Below are 18,437 nucleotides of genomic sequence, written 5' to 3' on the forward strand. Positions count from 1 at the left end.
TTATTAATTTTAGTTATTAGAGCATGGTTCTTATACTGAATCCAATTATTTAATGGAGGTATTTATGTCATCAAATTCAGTGTTTCAAAATTACATCGCAGGTCAGTGGGTTGAAGGTAAAAGTTCAATTGAGAATATTAGCCCAGCAGACTTAAGCGATACGATAGGACATTACGCCCAAGCAGATAAAGCACAAACAGAAGCAGCAATTGATGCTGCGATTGTAGGTCAACTCGAATGGCAAAAAAGTGGTCTTGAAGAGCGCTATCGCGTTTTAATGGCCATTGGTGATGAGTTAATTGCCCGTAAAGATGAGCTTGGCAAACTACTAGCACGTGAAGAAGGCAAAACATTAGCAGAAGGCGTGGGCGAAACTTATCGTTCAGGTCAATTTTTTCATTACTACGCTGCAGAAGTGTTACGCCAAATGGGCGAAACGGCCGATTCAGTACGTCCAGGAGTTGAAATTGAAACCCGCAGAGAACCTGTTGGTGTTGTGGGTATTATTACTCCATGGAATTTTCCTACGGCTACTGGCGCATGGAAAATTGCTCCGGCACTGGCCTTTGGTAATGCCATTGTATTTAAACCCGCTAACCAAGTACCAGCAAGTGCATGGGCATTAACCGAAATCATCTCACGTCAAGGTTTACCAGCAGGTACGTTTAACTTAGTTATGGGGCCTGGCGCTGAAGTAGGTGATTTACTTATTAATTCTAAAAAAATTAATGCGTTAACATTTACAGGTTCACTGGAAACAGGCCGTAAAGTGGCTATAGCTACAGCAACAAACCTAGTTAAATGTCAGCTTGAAATGGGCAGTAAAAATGCCTTAATCGTACTAGACGATGCCGATTTAGATAATGCAGTGGAATGCGCTGTGGGTGGTGCATTTTTTGGTACTGGTCAAAAATGTACTGCATCATCGCGCTTAATTGTTACCGAAGGTATCCATGACCGTTTTGTTGCTGCTGTAATTAAAAGAATGGAACAGCTAGTAGTGGGTCACCCACTTAGAGATGGTGTGCATATTGGTGCTGTCGCCGATGCACGTCAAATGGCACAAAACTTAAAGTATCTACAAATAGCTAAAGACGAAGGCGCTACGCTTGCCATCGGTGGTGAAGTGATCACTGAGGAAACCGAAGGTTATTACTTAAAGCCTGCTCTGTTTATTAATACTACTAACGATATGACCATTAACCGTGAAGAAGCGTTTGCGCCAATTGCTTGTGTTATCAAAGTTAAAGATTATGAAACAGCCTTAGCCACATTAAACGATACAAACTATGGTCTTACAGGCGGAATTTGTACGCAATCACTTAAATATGCGAGTGACTTTAAACGCCGCGCACAAACAGGCTGTGTCATGGTTAACTTGCCAACAGCGGGTACTGACTACCATGTACCATTTGGTGGTCGTAAAGAGTCTAGCTTTGGTGCACGTGAGCAAGGTACTTACGCGAAAGAGTTTTACACCATAGTTAAAACAACTTACATCCGCTCATAATCTAAGGAATCATTATGCATAACGATCTAATTGTCATTGATGGATTGCAGTATTCCAATTGGAATAGAACTATTTTTGAACAACTTAAAAGTGGTGGCGTAACAATGGTGCATGTGACCATTGTTTACCACGAACAAATTCGTGAAACATTATTACGTATCGCACAGTGGAATCGCCTGTTCGAGATGCATAATGATCTGATTATGCCAGTAAAAAGTACAGATGATATTCACCTTGCCAAAAAGTTAGGCAAAGTGGGGATTATGTTTGGTGCACAAAACTGTTCAACCATTGAAGATGACATTGGTATGGTGGAAATCATGCGCGAGTTAAATTTAATGATTATGCAGCTCACTTATAACAACCAAAGCTTGTTAGCTTGTGGTTGTTATGAGGCTGAAGATAGCGGTGTTACCCGTTTTGGCCGCCAAGTTATTAAAGAAATGAACCGCGTAGGCATGATTGTTGATATGAGCCATAGTGGTGAGCGAAGCACGCTGGAAGCAATTGAAATATCGCAGCGTCCTATCGTCATTTCGCATGCTAATCCAAGTAGTTTTCATGCCGCTAAACGTAATAAATCAGACACTGTACTAAAAGCGCTTGGTGAGTCGGGCGGTTTATTAGGGTTTAGTTTATATCCATTTCATCTTAAAAATGGCCCCGATTGCACTTTAAACGAATTTTGCGACATGGTGGCAAATACGGCCGATTTAATGGGTATAGATAATATTGGTATTGGTACCGATTTATGCCAAGAGCAGCCAACCTCAATTTTACAGTGGATGCGAAACGGACGTTGGTCTAAAGAAATGGATTATGGCGAAGGCTCTAAGTCGGATGCAGATTGGCCCAAACCGTTACCTTGGTTTAAAGATAGTAGCGATTTTCCCAATATTACAAAAGGGCTTCAGGCACGAGGTTTTCATGATAATGAAGTTGCAAAAATAATGGGCTTAAATTGGCTTAATCTTTTAAATAAAGGCCTGAAACCACAAGACGTATAAATTAATTTGTTATTAAGGAGTGATATCAAAAAGTAATACAACATATTGATAAACTATAACTAAAAGAGATCCATCAGGAGACGAGAAATGAATACCACCAGTACAACGATAAAACAGGATATGGGTACATTACCCTGCAATAAAATTCTGCCTGGGGTAGATATAGCGGTACTATTGATCAGTGGGGGAGTACTCGTGTTGTTTGCTGCACTAGCGCTTTACGATATTGACTTGATGTCGAGTTGGATCAATTCCGCCTTTGCATTTTCTACTAAAACTTTTGGCGCATTTTGGCAAATACTACTGCTTTCGACTTTTGTTATCGGTATATTTTTAGCGATCGGTCGCACGGGTAGGGTTGTTTTAGGTGGGTTAAAGTCTCCTGAAATTTCGACGTTTAAATGGATCAGCATCATTATGTGTACGCTGCTTGCTGGTGGAGGCGTATTTTGGGCTGCCGCTGAGCCAATGGCGCACTTTATTTCATCGCCGCCGCATTTTGGTGGCGAGTCGGGCACTAAAAACGCGGCTTTTAATGCATTAGCACAAAGCTTTATGCATTGGGGGTTTTTAGCCTGGGCTATTTTAGGCAGCCTAACTGGCATAGTGTACATGCATTTACATTACGAAAAAGGCTTACCGCTTAAACCACGTACTTTACTTTACCCTGTGTTTGGCGACCGTGTAATGAAAGGCGCTTTTGGTGCTATTGTTGACTCATGTTGTGTACTTGCGGTTGTTGCCGGTACTGTAGGACCAATTGGCTTTTTAGGACTACAAGTGAGCTTTGGTTTAGAAAAACTATTTGGCATTCCCGATACCTATACAACTCAAGTGGTTATTTTATTTAGCTTAATTGCTATTTACACGCTATCGGCAGTCAGTGGTGTGACCAAAGGGATTCAGATGCTAAGTAGCTTTAATGTTATTTTAGCGGTAGCGCTAATGTTATTTATTTTAGTAATGGGGCCAACGGCATTTATTTTCGACAGCTATATTCAATCATTTGGTCTTTATATTAATAACTTTATTCCTATGGCGACCTTTCGCGCCGATACCGCCTGGTTGGATTGGTGGACGGTATTTTTTTGGGGCTGGTTTTTAGGCTATGGTCCATTAATGGCGATGTTTGTTGCACGTATTTCACGCGGTCGCACTATTCGTGAAATGATCATGCTGATCTCTGTAATTGCCCCTGTTATCACCTGTTTTTGGTTTACGATAGTAGGTGGTTCAGGAATATTTTTCGAGCTGGCTAATCCCGGTGTCATTTCAGAACCTTTTACTGGTTTTAACTTACCTGCAGCGCTATTAGCCATTACTGAGCAGCTGCCTATGGGTTTTGTTATCTCAGTATTATTTTTAATATTAACCACTATTTTTGTGGCAACCACTGGTGATTCGATGACCTATTCAGTCTCTATGGTAATGACTGGAACTGATCACCCGCAAACATCAATCAGGGTGTTTTGGGGAGTTATGATGGGGGTTATGGCTGCTATTTTAATCTCTATTGGCTCTGGAGGTATTTCTGCTTTGCAATCGTTTATTGTAGTAACCGCAGTGCCAGTGTCTTTTGTACTGTTACCTTCGCTTTGGACCGCGCCGAAAATAGCTAAAAAAATGGCTGATGAGCAAGGTTTGTAAACGTTAAAATTAAGGATAAAAGGGCTATGGCTATAGCCTTTTCATTTACTGCATTTTAATAGAATTAATTTTAAAGTCCCAAATTTTTCCAACAGTTTGGGCAAAACAACCAACCATAATGTTACTTATCCAATTAGAGCTGAAACTAAAATGAAAACACCTGTTAAAACTAATTTATTCGCATCTAAAGCCCCATTAGAATGGGCAATTATTGCCAATGGCACATTATCAACTGCACAAATACCAATTGATGCAGAAGGCAAAGTTGTTGCCGGTGGTATTGAAGCACAAGCGCGTCAAACAATGGAGAACTTTAAGCACACAATTGAAGCAGCTTCGCTTACTATGGATGATGTAACGCAAGTCCTTATTTACGTGACCGAACGTTCGCAGTTGGCCACTTTTAATAAAGTGTACGCAGAGTATTTTAAGCCACCTTATCCAAATCGTGCTGCTATGATAGTAGCAGGCTTAGCCCGAGAAGAGATGCTGTGTGAAGTAGTGGCTTACGCTGCAGTACCTTAATTATTAAAGTTAAGTACCTCGTTTTTGCGCCCAAAAGGCTGGTAGATGAAGGTATGAGTAAGCCAGCACTATGCTGGCTTTTTACGTTTACATAATGCAAATAACAGTAGTAACCACTTCATTAGGGACAAGGTATGCGAGCAACTTATATTTCATTACTAGCGTTATTTTTTAGCTGTTTTATTTTATTATTAGGTAATGGCTTACTCAATGTGTTACTTCCGGTACGTATGGGGCTTGATGGCGTAGATATAGATACTATAGGCATGGTTTTGTCGTTGTACTTTGTAGGCTTATTAATAGGGGCTCTTTATAGTATTAATTTGATTCGCCGAGTGGGGCACATTCGCATGTTTGCTGGATGTGTGGCACTGGGAGCTATTAGTGTACTTATGTATAGTATTTATCCCAGTATTATTTTGCTGGCAGTTATGCGCGTTATTATTGGTTTTTGTAATGCTTGCGCATTTACTGCTATGGAAAGTTGGTTAAGCGATAGCTCAACTAAACAAACCCGAGGTAAAATGCTTGCAGTGTATAATTCGGTTGTTTTGTGCGGCTTATTTGGTGGGCAGTTTTTTATGGGCTTAGCAGAGCCTCAACAATCTACATTATTTGTGTTGGTAGGAATATTACTATGTGCATCCGTTATCCCGTTAATATTTAGCCGCCATACCGGGCCGACTATTCAAGACGTAACCGCTATGCCCTTACTGGCTTTGTATCGCATTTCGCCATTAGGGGTAGTGACTTGTTTTATTTCTGGCTTGATTTACTCCGCCATTTTTAATCTACTGCCAGTGTTTGCACTGCAATACAATATTATTGAGTTTCAGCTTTCTTTGTATATGGGCGCAGCAATTTTTGGTGCGTTTTTATTGCAATTCCCAGTGGGTTATTTTTCAGATCGATACGACCGACGCTCAGTACTACTTATTTTATTGTGTATTTCGGTATTGGCCGATATTGCAGTAGTACAGTTTGTATCATTAAATATGATCCCGGCATTATTTATTGTTACCGCACTAACTAGTGGCATTATTGCGTGTACCTATCCGCTAAGTATTTCGGAAGCGTTTGATCGCTTGAAAAAAAGTGAAATGGCGGCCGCCATGGGCAGTATGATTTTGGCATTTGCCTTAGGTGGGATCATTGGACCTTATACAACGTCAGTTATGATGAAAGAATTTGGGGTCAATGCAATGTTTTACTTTATGGCATTGGTACAGCTTTTTCTCGCAGTTTTTGTGGTTTATCGTATGATTAAGCGCCCAGCACTGCCAATCGACGAACAAGAAGTGTTTGTAATGCAAAGTCCTGCAATTTCTCCGGCAATAGAATTTGACCCGCGTACAGAGCAAGAGCCCGAAAGTAACTAGCTTAAGTCTGCGCCGCTAATTTTATGAGTTAAACAAATCGTGACTAACTTGAAATAAAATTAGCGCGCAGGCGCTTAAAGAAAGTAGCGCAATAGCGGGTTTAAGATAGTGAGCTTTAAAGTACTTTTCTAATCGTCGAGACAGTAAAAATCCAAATAGCACTGCGGGTAATAACGGCAATGCAAGCTGAAGTTGATAATAACTAAAGTTACCCGTCACTATTAATAAAAATAATGATAAAATAGTTGATATTAAAAAGAATATACTTAGCTCGGCACGTACCGAACTCGCATTACTATTTTGATACACAATAGCGATAGGCGGCCCGCCAATCGAAGTAGAAGTCCCCGCGAGACCAGAGAAAAAACCACCGATAAATAAATTTTTTGCTGAGTAACTAATTTGCCAATGACTGTAGGTTAATAGCACGCACAGTATAATTAATATTGAAAATAATATGGTGAAAAACAACGGCGGTAATAGTAACAATAGTGCCACAGCTAATAACGACCCCATAAAACGCCCGCATAAAGCAATGCTAATACAACTAATCTGTATGTTCTTTTTATTATTTAGTACACTTAATAGCGATAAGCCTAATCCTAAAAGCAAAATAGGGGCGGGTATAAAAGCAGGATCAATCAATACTAAAATTGGCGCAGCAATAACCCCTAAGCCAAAACCAAGTAAACTTTGCAGTGCAGCAGCACCAGCAATAAGGGTTAAAACAAGGATTAAAATTAAAGGGTCGGTGAGCATAATCACATAGCAAGGAGGCATAAGTGGATGAATTATCTTAAATATTTAATGTCGAGTCTAATTAGGAGTTTTTATCTTTTAATAATAATTACTAGTGGCTGAAGTTGTTATTAGTTATACCCATATAATTCAATTTATTTAAGTTCCCTTTATATTCAGCCACTTAAGTTAACTGATTTCACACCCAGAGTAAGTCTTCTTATGATCACCCTGCATAAAATAATAAATATTTAACAACCAACGGTAAATATCGTTATTACCAAGTAAGAAAGCGATATGTATGCATTTAAATAACTTAGCCGCTAAATACATTATTGGCGATATTACCGTATCAGCTTCACGTTACTATTTAACTGCCATGGTAGGCGAGAATAAAGTAGATGCAGTACAGGTAGCTTATAATCGCGACCATCTAAGCTTGGCAGCTCGCTTACAAAGCTCTAACGATATGCGTTTTTACCAAGGACTAAAACCCAGCGGTGAAATAGTTAAAGAAAAATGTGGGAAATATATTCAGGCTATAAAATTTACAATATTCAACTACAAGCCACTTATGCCAATGTAGCATGGACTCTGTAAGTGGTTTAACCGTAGACACCAGCCAAGTGATGCTTGATGCAATATATAATCATAAAGCGGGGAGCTTTTACGTAGAGTACAGTATGTGGGTCGATGAAGCCGAGCAAATATTTGAAGCTGCTGATGAGTTGTTGATTAGCTATCGATTCGATTTTTGCTGATGCATAAAAAAGGGCGCCAATATTATTGGCGCCCTTTTTTGTTATTACTTAGATTTTCTCTTTCTTGGTTTTGCAACTTCGACAGTATTTGATTCTTTCAGTTTACGTTTTTCTTTTAACGATAAAGCGGGTTTTTTCTTATCATTTTTAGACATATTCACCACCTAAACAATAAATAATAGATTAATATAAAATACTTTTTTACCAACTAAAACCCTATCAACAATCAAGGTAAGTTACCTCCTTACTTTGTCGAAAATAAACGTTAGTTACTTATAAATTATTCGCATTAAAAGTGAAGCGGGGGTTAGTTTCCTTCTACCGATAAGCCGACTGATCCAAGTTCGGCATAATCGTAAATAACCACCGCAGCTCACTTTATTTACCTAATTAAAGGCATAGCTAATAACTTTAAAACCCAGCGTTATTCAAAGTAGCTTAAGCCTTTCTCTTTTTCCTTGGTTTTGCCACTTCGGTTGTATTCGATTCTTGTTTTAACTTACGTTTTTCTTTTAACGATAACTGTGGTTTTTTCATATCATTTTTAGACATATCATCACCTATTAATAAATAACAAATTAATTACTTCTGCTTTTAGTAAACTAAAAATTAAAGAAACAATATCAATCGGCTATTCACCTCCTTTAATAAGATTAAATAATTACTGCTCTTCGTTTATATTGCTTAAAACTAAACGAAGAAACTTTATGCTTTTACTGTATTTAATAACCAAATTTGCCACGCGCTATACAAGAGCGCATAAATAATATTGATAATAAAAACACAGTAATATTTAAATTTCACTTTAATCTAGGCGATAGAAAGCTTGCCGAGAATGGCCTAAATTAAAGTTAAATTAAAAATTTATAGTAAATTCTGTGAAACAGATGGACGCAGAGAAGCGTCCGCTTAAGCGGGGAATTTTAGGGCGAAGCTCCCCAAACAAATAATATAATTAAATAAAAAAATATATGTTTTCATAGCTCCAATATAGCAGCTTAAATAATAACTACAAGCTATCTTAGATGCTTTAATTAAAGATTAAATTTATGGGTAAAATAGACATGAACTTATTAAAAAGCAATCCATTTTTTAAGCGTATAACTTATGCGGCTCTCAAGTAAGCAAAGAAAATAGATGGCAAAAGATTTATTATTTTAACCAACTCCCTACCTCAAGTTAATGGAGTTAACGTCGTACTGTACTTATTAACACCAACACGACCAAATTAAAGGCTTAATCTTGCAATGCTCGCCATTAATAGCTGCAAGTATAAATAGCAATTAGTTATAAAAATCCCATATAGCATATGGGATTAATATAGTGTGTTTTTAAACGCTAGCTATAATATGCGACATTTTTTGTAACAAGAGTTAAAAACAGGTTTAAATATTTACACCTGCTAGGCTAAAGTAAATAAAGTTATTTTTATTTGAAACTTCTAGTTTGAGCACCCCATGCAAAAACTAATGCGTAAAGTATATGGCCAATGAGTGCAACCCAAGTGGTTTCGGTGAAGCCGATAAACGGCGGCAGACCAATAATTAAATGCGCCACAACGTAGAGTGCGAATACCCAAAGTACAATACCGTACACTACAGCTGTAATACTCCAGTGAAGCGAGGGCATGATTGCTTTGCGCATTGGTAGTACTACAAATAACCAGCCTAATGGGTAAAGTATTAAGCCTGTAATATAGTGAATCAATTCGGGAGTTCCTGTAGGTACTGTACCGAATATAACCTCAATCATAGTTCTGGGGAGCTTAATTGTTGATAGCTCAGCAAAACCTAGAAGAGGAGACAGCGATGGCCCCCAAAAATCAAAGATAACCGTAGCGAGTGCGCCTGCAAATAGCATTATTAAAATAGACGAAAACATATTCGCCGAGAGACGTTCACTTTCATTATCGTGATTAGTCATAGTTTTTTCCTTGTCGAGAGCAAGCTGATAGTTCCTTAAATGGCTTGTCTCAGTAAGCGTTCAAAAGATTATAAAGCCCCGTGGCATGTAGTACTAGCTGAGGACTGAGGTAGGCTGTCGCGTTTGACCTTTAATAACGGCACAAGCGACATTTAATAAAAGATTAACGTGGCTGATAGTATACCGCTGTTTATAGTTTGTAAATGTCTTTTATATCAAGTATAGCAAGGCTTACAGCAGGTTACGTATACAATTTATAAATATTTAATTATAGTTAAACTGTAATTATTTAATTTGTTAAAATGATGTTGTCGGGAGTTGGTAACAATATCAATCTTATTAAAAATATGATCATTGTAGCTTATTAAATAGCTTACCTATTATTTTAGGTAATAATATAAAATGAAGCTTAAAGCAGACGCTGAAAATGAATTTTTAGTAGCAAATTAAATGGCTAATTTAACTTTTTAATCTCTGCGAGTTTAATTCCTCGTCGCTTGCGGCGTAAAGGTTATTGACCTTTAACAGCTAATTAAAATATCCTTCTTTGCGAAGCGAAAATTTTGGCACGGGGTAATTCATTCCTCACTTTCATTCATTTTATTGAATATAAGTATAGAGTGAGGGCTTATACATTTTTACTGTGTAAATTTTTATTATTTAAAAATGATTACGTAGCAATACTTTAAGTTATTTGTTAAAACTATTAAATTATTATTCTAGGTTTAAATGTGAGTATAAGGAGTATTTTATGTCGAAAAAAGTAGTAACTTTTGAATACGAAAAAGAAACAAAAAACAGTGTTCGTTACAAAGAAGTGCCTGATGAAGGCGTTGCCCCTATTGTAGGATCTTTGTATGTTCAGAAGTGGTTTGCTGGGAATAGCAAAACGATTGAAATAACGATAGATAAAAAAGACTAATTAGCGGCATTATTTTTGCGCCATAGTTTTTGTTTAGGTAAAAACGACTAGTAAATAGTGCGTTTTATTTAAGAGCGCATAATATATTTTTAAACTAATAAAGTTTTTTATAGCGTATTATAGTAGCTCATTTATTATTTATATTAGGCTTAAGTAAAAGTACGCTAGCCTCACAAATTTTACTAACAAGGAAGTTGTATAGATGAAGTATTTTATTTTAATCTCTATTTTAATTATTAGTGGGTGTACATCAACACCTAAAGTTATATCTAACTCGGATATAACCAGCACTATGAATTTAATTGCCCTCACAGAAGAAGCTGCTCCTGCAGGAATAAAAGGCGTATTTAAGTTATCAATAAAGGCGGCAGGCATTCAAAACAGTGGTATTTATTTAAATACAGAATTGGATTATAGAGATAGAAGAAATGTGAGTGTCGCTATTCACCCTAGAACAGTAAATGCTTTTATAAAAAAGTATGGAACTTCGCCCGATTTATATTTTATTAATAAAACTATTGAAGTTACGGGCGAGGCTAAACGTATGATAATTGATTTTTACGCTATGGGTAAAAAAACAGAAAAGTACTATTTTCAAACACATATAAATATAACATCACTCGATCAGATAAAAGTATTGGACTAGGTGAGTTATTAAATAAACTATAATTTGTCGGGTGGCGCTGCGTTTATCCGACTTTAGCTTGTACCCTGTTTTTATTTTAATATCGCTAATATTGGCTTTTCAAGCCGTAATTTAGCAACTAATTTTACGCTATATTCCTGCAATTCTTAATAAAAAAAGTTGTAATAAAAGCCACACATTAAGCGCAATTTAGATTCTTCCTTTATATTTCCTGCCTCTGAGGCGCTATGATATTTAGCGTTACTTTGTTTCTAATTTTTAACATTAAAATTTACTCGTTACGAGTAAAAATTCTTGTTGGACTTAAACCGCTATTTTTCTTTTAATGCGCGCAATTAGCCAGTTCGGCATTTCTAAATAAAAGAGAAAGATAAATGAAAGAAACAACATCACTAGAACAAGCTCGCACGAGCTACAATGTTCGTCATTGGAGCCAAGGTTTTTTTGGTATTAATGAACAAGGTGATGTATATGTTGCGCCTAAAGCTGATGCACCAGAGCAAACTATTGCACTGACCGACATTGCTAAGCAACTAGAAGACAAAGGCTTAAGCTTGCCTGCATTAGTACGTTTTCCGCAAATATTACATCATCGTGTGCACAGCTTATGTGCTGCATTTAATACCGCGATTGCAGATTACGGCTACCCTAAAGATTATTTATTAGTTTACCCAATTAAAGTAAACCAACAGCGTGAAGTGGTTGAAGAAATTGTTGCCAGCCAAGCACAACTAGAAAAAAAACAACTCGGTTTAGAAGCAGGTAGCAAGCCAGAATTACTAACCGTACTAGCATTGGCTGAAAAAACCAGTGCGGTGATTGTATGTAACGGTTACAAAGATAAAGAGTATGTACGCTTAGCGCTAATAGGCGAAAAACTAGGCCATAAAGTATACATAGTGCTTGAAAAGCTCTCTGAGCTCGACATGGTTCTTAGCCAAGCTAAAGAATTAAATGTAAAGCCACGCATTGGTATTCGCGTGCGCTTGGCATCGCAAGGTAAAGGTAAATGGCAAGCAAGTGGCGGCGAAAAATCAAAGTTTGGTTTATCGGCATCACAAGTCTTGCATGTGGTTAATCGCTTAAAAGAATCGGATCAACTTGATTTAGTGCAATTGGTGCATTTTCACTTAGGTTCGCAAATGGCGAATATTCGAGATGTACGTTTAGGTGTAAGTGAAGCTGCACGGTTTTACTGTGAGTTACGTAAACTAGGTGCAAAAATTGAGTGTCTTGATGTGGGCGGTGGTTTAGCTGTTGACTACGATGGTACCCGTAGCCAGTCACATAACTCAATGAACTATAGCTTAGCTGAATACGCTAACAATATTGTGTACACCATAGGCGACATTTGTAAGCAGTATGAACAGCCGTTTCCTACAATTATTTCAGAGTCGGGGCGTGCACTTACTGCGCACCATGCCGTGCTTATATCAAATGTAATTGGTACTGAAAGTTATACACCTGAAGAAATTGAAGCACCGACTGATGATGCTCCGCAGTTACTTAAAAATATGTGGATGTCGTGGCAGCAACTGCACGTACTAACTGATGACCGTGCATTAATTGAAATTTATCACGATAGCCAAGGCGATTTAGCCGAAGCACATAATCAGTTTGCAATGGGGTTACTAAACTTAACCCAGCGTGCGTGGGCTGAGCAAACAAATTTACGAGTGTGTTATGAGCTTAATAAGCATATGGACAACAAAAACCGCTTTCATCGGCCAATAATTGACGAGCTTAATGCACGTTTAGCCGACAAGTTTTTTGTAAACTTCTCGTTGTTTCAATCACTACCAGATGCGTGGGGGATTGATCAGGTGTTTCCGGTGTTGCCATTAAGTGGCTTAACCGAAGCGCCAAAAAAACGTGCAGTATTACTGGATATTACTTGTGATTCTGACGGTGCACTTAACCATTATGTTGATGGCCAAGGCATTGAAAGTACACTACCAGTACCTGAGTTTAGTGCAGATAAACCATATTTAATGGGGTTTTTCTTGGTGGGTGCTTATCAAGAAATATTAGGTGATATGCATAATTTATTTGGCGATACGCACAGCGCTATGGTGAACATGGATGAGTACGGCGTAGCCAGCATTACCGAAATAAACCAAGGCGATACTGTAGCCGATATGATGCGTTACGTGCATTTAGACGTTGAGAGTTTTCAGCAGTCGTATCAGCAGTTGGTAAGTAGCAAAATAGCAGAACACGAACAGCAAAGCGTTTTAGACGAATTGCAAAATGGCCTTGATGGCTACACTTATTTAGAAGAGCTATAAGTATGTCGACTTTGTTTGATCATCCCGATCACTCATTGTATTCCAATGGGATGACCTTTTTACGTTGTCCTATGGTGCAAAATATTACCGCGATTGACGCCGATGTAGTGGTGCTTGGTTTGCCATTTGACATGGCGACCTCGGGCCGCCCGGGTGCACGTTTAGGCCCAGACGCGATTCGTCGTGCATCGGTGCATTTAGCGTGGGAAGGCACTAAGTATCCATGGACGTTTCCATTATTTGAGCATTTAAAAGTGGCCGATGCTGGAGACTTTACTTACCCGGTAGGCGACGCTGAGTATTTTACGGCGCAGCTTGAACAAGCCGCGAGTAAAATATTAAGCCAAGGGAAAACCTTATTAGGGCTAGGTGGCGATCATTTTGTGACTTTACCATTGCTACGCGCACATGAAAAACAGCATGGCAAAATGGCCCTGGTGCACTTTGATGCGCACACAGATACTTACAGTAATGGCTCACGCTACGACCACGGTACCATGTTTTATCATGCGCCAATGGAAGGGTTAATTGATTTAGAGCACAGTATTCAAATTGGTATTCGCACCGACTTTGATCAAAGCAAGCATGGGTTTGCAGTGATTGATGCCATGCAAGCCAACGATTTATCGGCAAACGATATTGCTGCGCAAATAATTGCGCGAGTAGGCGATTTACCTGTTTATTTAACCTTTGATATTGATTGCCTTGATCCGGCGTTTGCACCTGGTACAGGCACTCCCGTGTGTGGTGGTTTAACATCAGACAAAGTGCTTAAAATATTACGTGCTTTAAAAGGCATTAATATGGTGGGTATGGATGTAGTAGAGGTATCGCCAGCGTATGATCAAAGTGAAGTAACCGCGATTGCTGCAGCAACCATTGCGCATGAGCTTTTGCACTTATGGGCATATAAAAATAAGTATTAAATTAAACTAAATAAAACACTAATAAATAGGGCACCCTTAAAGCGTGCCCTATTTTTTTGCGCCCAATAAAAGTAGTATAATTTTTTAGTCGTGTTTATTATCCAGAATTTAGGTTATTTACATATCATTCTATTATAAGCTCGTCAGGCTCAGTCTATACTGAGCTTAATTATCCACTTATAAAAACTAAAATAGGATACTTTTTTATGCTTCAGGCTGTTGTTTTAGGAGGGCTAGAATTTAGCCCTTTGGTTGTTTATTTTCCCATAGCATTTTTATTAACAGCGCTGAGTCGTTTTATTTTGCATCGTTTAGATTGGCACGATCGCATTTGGCGGGTTGCCTGGTTTGAGGTGTCTTTATTTGTGTGTTACTTAGCATTAACCGTATATTTATTAAGTGGAAGAATAATTTGATGGCCAAATATTTACGTATTTTAATTACTGTACTGGTTGTTTTTATGGCTGTATTAGCAGGGCGTTGGGTATGGAACGATTACATGCATACACCATGGACCCGCGATGGCCGCATTAGAGCCAATATTGTTACGGTAGCGCCAGATGTGTCTGGTTGGGTAACTCATTTAAACATGATTGACGGGCAAAGTGTAAAGCAGGGGGATCTGCTTTTTAGTGTTGATGCTAAGCGTTATCAGGCGGCGTTAGAGCGCAGTAAAGCCAGTACCGAAAATGCATTATATACCTGGGAGCTTGCTAAACATAAATACGAGCGTCGAATAGCATTAAACAGCCAACAAGCAATTAGTGAAGAAAGTTTAGAAGCAACACGAATTAATACAAAAATAGCAAAAGCCAACTATGAACTCGCTAAAACAGAGCAAGCAGTAGCACAGTTAAACCTTGATAGAACCCAAGTTATTGCACCTGTGTCGGGTTACATAATTAACTTAGATTTACGCCAAGGCAATTACGTTGCTCAAGGCGTGTCGGTATTTGCCATTGTACAAGCCGACTCTTTTTATGTAACCGGCTACTTTGAAGAAACCAAAATCCCTCTTATTCATTTAAAACAACACGCAAATATAGCTTTGTTAAGTGGTGGTAAGCCTTTAACTGGTCAGGTAATGAGTATAGGTAAAGCAATTGCTAATACTAATACGCAAAGTAATGGCCAGCGTTTACCACAAGTGCAGCAAACCTTTAACTGGGTACGCTTATCGCAGCGTATTCCGGTAGATATTAAATTAGACGCGCTTCCTGCAGGTACTCAGCTTAGCGCCGGAATGACCGCAACCATTCGACTTGTTGAGCGCTAATGGAAGCTGTGCTGCGTAACCTGTTTTCTCCTAAGAAGCAGGCTGTTATTTTTGCTCTAAAAGGCGTAATTGCCATGGCAATGGCGCTTACAGTTGCTTTGTTTCTTAATTTAGATCGCCCGTACTGGGCTTTAGTTTCGGCGGTGTTTTTACAAATACGCCCAGAGAGTGGCTTAGTGGCCGAAAAAGCTCTGTGCCAAATTGTAGGCACTATTATAGGCGGCTTATTTGGCATATTACTATTAACGCAGCTCATATCTTACCCTTACTTAGCACTGGGCGTATTGGGGTTGTGGCTGGGTATTAACTCAACGTTATCGGCTATGGTTAGGCAAACAAATTTTATTTATGCGTTTGCTATGGCGGCGGTTACCGCCGAAATTATAGTGTTACTGGTAATAGCAAACCCTACTACAGTAAGTAGCCAAGCCATATTTAGTATTGCCCAATCACGCATGAGCGAAATTATAATTGGCTCAATTTGCGCCGGCATTGTGAGCCATTTATTTTGGCCTGTAAAAGTCAAAGATGGGCTGCAAATTCAGGCAAAGTCATTAATAAATCAAACCCTTAATTACCTAGTTACTGAGCTAAATATAAAAGGTTCGCACGAAGAGCGACACCAACAAATAGATGGCATTTTAGCAACATTAGGCGCGGTTAACGAAGATTCTAGCGCGGTGCGTTACGAAGGCCCTAAAGGTCCTGGGCGTGCTCGTGCAGCAAATCAATTGTCGCAAAAAGTATTATCTTTACTGGCGTTAATTCAAATATTTGGTCGTTTACAGCGTAGCCATACAAAATTGATGAGCCCGCTACTGACTCAATTATTTACTCAGCTCAAACAGGTTTTAGCAAATATAGCGCAAGCAAACAGTATTGATGATTGCATTGAACAAGTAAAAAACTTGCGCCGAGAGTTAACCGAATATCGTGCTGACAATAGCAGTGAGCTGCCTTTTGAGTCGCATATGCTTAATGTTAGTGTTGATATAGCTACAGAGCTAACTGTGTTGCTGCGTGCTTATCGCGCCCTTGAAGAGCGTGATACAAGGCTACTAAACGCACCTAGCACAGTAACTTATCGTGACCCGTTAGCGGCTATAATTGTAGGGTTTCGCACCGTTATGGTGTTTTTTATTGGCGCGTGTATTTGGGTAAGTACAGGATCGCCGGCAGCAATAATGATTATGATTTTACCGGTGATATTTTCAATTATGTTAGCGCGTTTTCCACTCATTGTTTTGCGTGTGGTGTTAAAGCGGATAATGATTGGAGTTGTGGTTGCCAGTTTTGTCAGTATTTTTTATGCACTTAACTTATTAGCCTACAGTGGTGGGCAATTAGAAATACTTATATTGGTATTAGCTGGCCCTTACTTTATTGGTTTATTACTACTTGCCGATAGAGAAACCCTGCCTTACGGATTAGGTTTTTGTATACCGTTTTCTATTTTGGTGAGCCCAAGCACCGATATGAGCCGAGCATTTTCAATTGATTATACGCTGAGTGCAGCAATGGCTATTTTTACTGGGGTGGCTATTTTATTTTGGGTTTTTCATTTAATTACAGGGCCAAGTGCACAATTATTAGTGCATAGAATTTTTAAAGCAACCCATCAAGACCTGCTCGATATTAATAAACACAGTGCGCCTATTGTTTGGTATAACCAGCGAATGGCCGACCGACTATTACGACTCACTAATTACGACCAAGGTTCGCAGTCTCGCGCTATTACTGATTTGGCATTAACCGCATTAAATTTAGGCCACGCAGCAGTGCGATTACGCTCTGTGTGCGAAAACGTAGCAGGTAAAGATCTAAAATATTTTACACTATGGCAGTATGCCCTTGCTGATGCGTTTTTGCAGGCAAGTAAAGGTCAAGTCGATCAGCGGTTTAAACATGCATGCGACGCGTTATATCAAGAATTAGTGTGTATATTAGGAGAGTCGCAGCAGGTTGAGGCAATACAAGGAATGTTTATGCGGATTAACTTAACCTTTGAGCGTAGCGCCAATAGTATTAAGACCCCAAACTCACTACTTTAGCTATTTTTCGAGTTCAGAAGTAGGTGTGAGATCTGCTATACTGTGCGCATCATTTTATGGGGCTGTTATGATTTCAAAAAACCAACTCAAACTTATTCGCCAACTTGGCCAAAAAAAGTACCGCAAGCAATTTAATCAATACCTTGTACAAGGTGAAAAAAACGTACTTGAGTTATTAAACAGCCCATTAAAGGCGGTTGATGTATTTGCTACCGAGGCATTTATAAATACCTATCAAGGGCAGTATCAGGGTGTTAATTTTATTAGCGCCGAGGAAGAGCAGCTAACCAAAGTAAGTACGCTGGTTAGTAACAATGCCGCCATTGCTATTGTAAATATGCCACACGCAGCACAACTACAAACCAGTGGCTTAATATTAGCACTTGATGGCGTATCTGATCCGGGCAATTTAGGCACTATTATTAGAGTTGCTGATTGGTACGGTATTAAACATATTGTAACCAGTACTGATAGCGCCGATGCATACAACCCTAAAACAATTAGCGCTACTATGGGCTCGTTTGTAAGAGTGTCGGTAAGCCAAGTTGATTTACCTGCGTATTTAGCCACATTAAAATTACCAATTTATGGTGCCTTTTTAGACGGGGAAAATGTGCACAACACTCAATTTACAGGTTCAGGCGTGTTATTAATGGGCAGTGAGTCGCACGGTATACGCGAGGCGTGTGCCAAATTAGTAACTGATAAAATAACCATACCGGCTTTTGGTCAGGCTGAGTCGCTAAATGTGGCTATGGCAACCGGTATTATTTTAGATAACTTTAAACGCCAAGCTTAAAACTAAAGCAAGGTGAATGTTTATAACCAATAATATTCG

General features: G+C 38.8%; 17 protein-coding genes. 15 read left to right on the forward strand and 2 right to left on the reverse strand.

Annotated elements, in window-relative coordinates; genetic code table 11:
- Nucleotides 1-64: 64 nt before the first annotated feature.
- The 5 genes from PTRA_RS05430 to PTRA_RS05450 all read left to right on the forward strand — a co-directional run bounded on the left by PTRA_RS05430 (nt 65) and on the right by PTRA_RS05450 (nt 6,068).
- Nucleotides 65-1,510: an aldehyde dehydrogenase family protein gene (locus PTRA_RS05430; RefSeq protein ID WP_058374533.1), complete on the forward strand. Its 1,446-nt coding sequence runs from the start codon at nt 65-67 to the stop codon at nt 1,508-1,510.
- A 14-nt stretch (nt 1,511-1,524) separates the two neighbouring features.
- Complete coding sequence (locus PTRA_RS05435; protein WP_058372968.1) at nt 1,525-2,517, forward strand: dipeptidase; 993 nt, start codon at nt 1,525-1,527, stop codon at nt 2,515-2,517.
- Between the two features lie 87 nt (nt 2,518-2,604).
- Complete coding sequence (locus PTRA_RS05440; RefSeq protein WP_058372969.1) at nt 2,605-4,164, forward strand: BCCT family transporter; 1,560 nt, start codon at nt 2,605-2,607, stop codon at nt 4,162-4,164.
- A gap of 150 nt (nt 4,165-4,314) precedes the next feature.
- Nucleotides 4,315-4,689, forward strand: coding sequence for a RidA family protein (locus PTRA_RS05445; RefSeq protein WP_058372970.1), 375 nt, complete (start codon nt 4,315-4,317; stop codon nt 4,687-4,689).
- A gap of 134 nt (nt 4,690-4,823) precedes the next feature.
- Nucleotides 4,824-6,068 carry an MFS transporter gene (locus tag PTRA_RS05450; RefSeq protein ID WP_058372971.1) on the forward strand — a complete coding sequence of 415 codons (1,245 nt, stop codon included), beginning with the start codon at nt 4,824-4,826 and terminating at the stop codon, nt 6,066-6,068.
- A gap of 21 nt (nt 6,069-6,089) precedes the next feature.
- Here the strand turns inward: PTRA_RS05450 and PTRA_RS05455 are convergent, their stop codons facing one another.
- A complete protein-coding gene (locus PTRA_RS05455) occupies nt 6,090-6,827 on the reverse strand; it encodes a sulfite exporter TauE/SafE family protein (RefSeq protein WP_058372972.1) in 738 nt (245 codons plus the stop codon).
- Between the two features lie 280 nt (nt 6,828-7,107).
- Here PTRA_RS05455 and PTRA_RS05460 point away from each other — a divergent pair, with 280 nt between their 5' ends.
- A complete protein-coding gene (locus PTRA_RS05460; RefSeq protein ID WP_058372973.1) occupies nt 7,108-7,392 on the forward strand; it encodes a hypothetical protein in 285 nt (94 codons plus the stop codon).
- A 1-nt stretch (nt 7,393) separates the two neighbouring features.
- The gene (locus PTRA_RS19060) at nt 7,394-7,567 is read left to right on the forward strand and encodes a hypothetical protein (RefSeq protein ID WP_157756041.1); all 174 of its coding nucleotides are present in this window, start codon (nt 7,394-7,396) and stop codon (nt 7,565-7,567) included.
- Nucleotides 7,568-8,995: 1,428 nt separating this feature from the next.
- Here the strand turns inward: PTRA_RS19060 and PTRA_RS05465 are convergent.
- Nucleotides 8,996-9,490, reverse strand: a complete 495-nt coding sequence (locus tag PTRA_RS05465) for a hypothetical protein (protein WP_208855519.1) — start codon at nt 9,488-9,490, stop codon at nt 8,996-8,998.
- A 751-nt stretch (nt 9,491-10,241) separates the two neighbouring features.
- On the opposite strand from PTRA_RS05465, the gene PTRA_RS19120 reads away from it, so the two are divergent.
- The 8 genes from PTRA_RS19120 to PTRA_RS05500 all read left to right on the forward strand — a co-directional run bounded on the left by PTRA_RS19120 (nt 10,242) and on the right by PTRA_RS05500 (nt 18,398).
- Nucleotides 10,242-10,412 (forward strand): hypothetical protein, encoded by a 171-nt coding sequence (locus PTRA_RS19120; protein WP_167653570.1) that lies wholly within the window; start codon nt 10,242-10,244, stop codon nt 10,410-10,412.
- Nucleotides 10,413-10,614: 202 nt separating this feature from the next.
- A complete protein-coding gene (locus tag PTRA_RS05470) occupies nt 10,615-11,058 on the forward strand; it encodes a hypothetical protein (protein ID WP_058372974.1) in 444 nt (147 codons plus the stop codon).
- Between the two features lie 374 nt (nt 11,059-11,432).
- Entirely contained in the window at nt 11,433-13,346 is a 1,914-nt protein-coding gene (speA, locus tag PTRA_RS05475; protein WP_058372975.1) for a biosynthetic arginine decarboxylase, read from the forward strand.
- A gap of 2 nt (nt 13,347-13,348) precedes the next feature.
- Nucleotides 13,349-14,272, forward strand: coding sequence for an agmatinase (gene speB / locus PTRA_RS05480; protein ID WP_011327762.1), 924 nt, complete (start codon nt 13,349-13,351; stop codon nt 14,270-14,272).
- A 206-nt stretch (nt 14,273-14,478) separates the two neighbouring features.
- Nucleotides 14,479-14,688: a DUF1656 domain-containing protein gene (locus PTRA_RS05485; RefSeq protein WP_011327763.1), complete on the forward strand. Its 210-nt coding sequence runs from the start codon at nt 14,479-14,481 to the stop codon at nt 14,686-14,688.
- Nucleotides 14,688-15,548 (forward strand): efflux RND transporter periplasmic adaptor subunit, encoded by an 861-nt coding sequence (locus PTRA_RS05490; protein WP_058372976.1) that lies wholly within the window; start codon nt 14,688-14,690, stop codon nt 15,546-15,548. Before PTRA_RS05485 ends, PTRA_RS05490 begins: the two co-directional genes overlap by 1 nt.
- Nucleotides 15,548-17,599, forward strand: coding sequence for an FUSC family protein (locus PTRA_RS05495; protein WP_058372977.1), 2,052 nt, complete (start codon nt 15,548-15,550; stop codon nt 17,597-17,599). Before PTRA_RS05490 ends, PTRA_RS05495 begins: the two co-directional genes overlap by 1 nt.
- A 67-nt stretch (nt 17,600-17,666) precedes the next feature.
- Nucleotides 17,667-18,398 (forward strand): RNA methyltransferase, encoded by a 732-nt coding sequence (locus PTRA_RS05500; RefSeq protein WP_058372978.1) that lies wholly within the window; start codon nt 17,667-17,669, stop codon nt 18,396-18,398.
- Nucleotides 18,399-18,437: the final 39 nt, after the last annotated feature.

The organism is Pseudoalteromonas translucida KMM 520, from assembly GCF_001465295.1.
Lineage (GTDB): Bacteria > Pseudomonadota > Gammaproteobacteria > Enterobacterales > Alteromonadaceae > Pseudoalteromonas > Pseudoalteromonas translucida.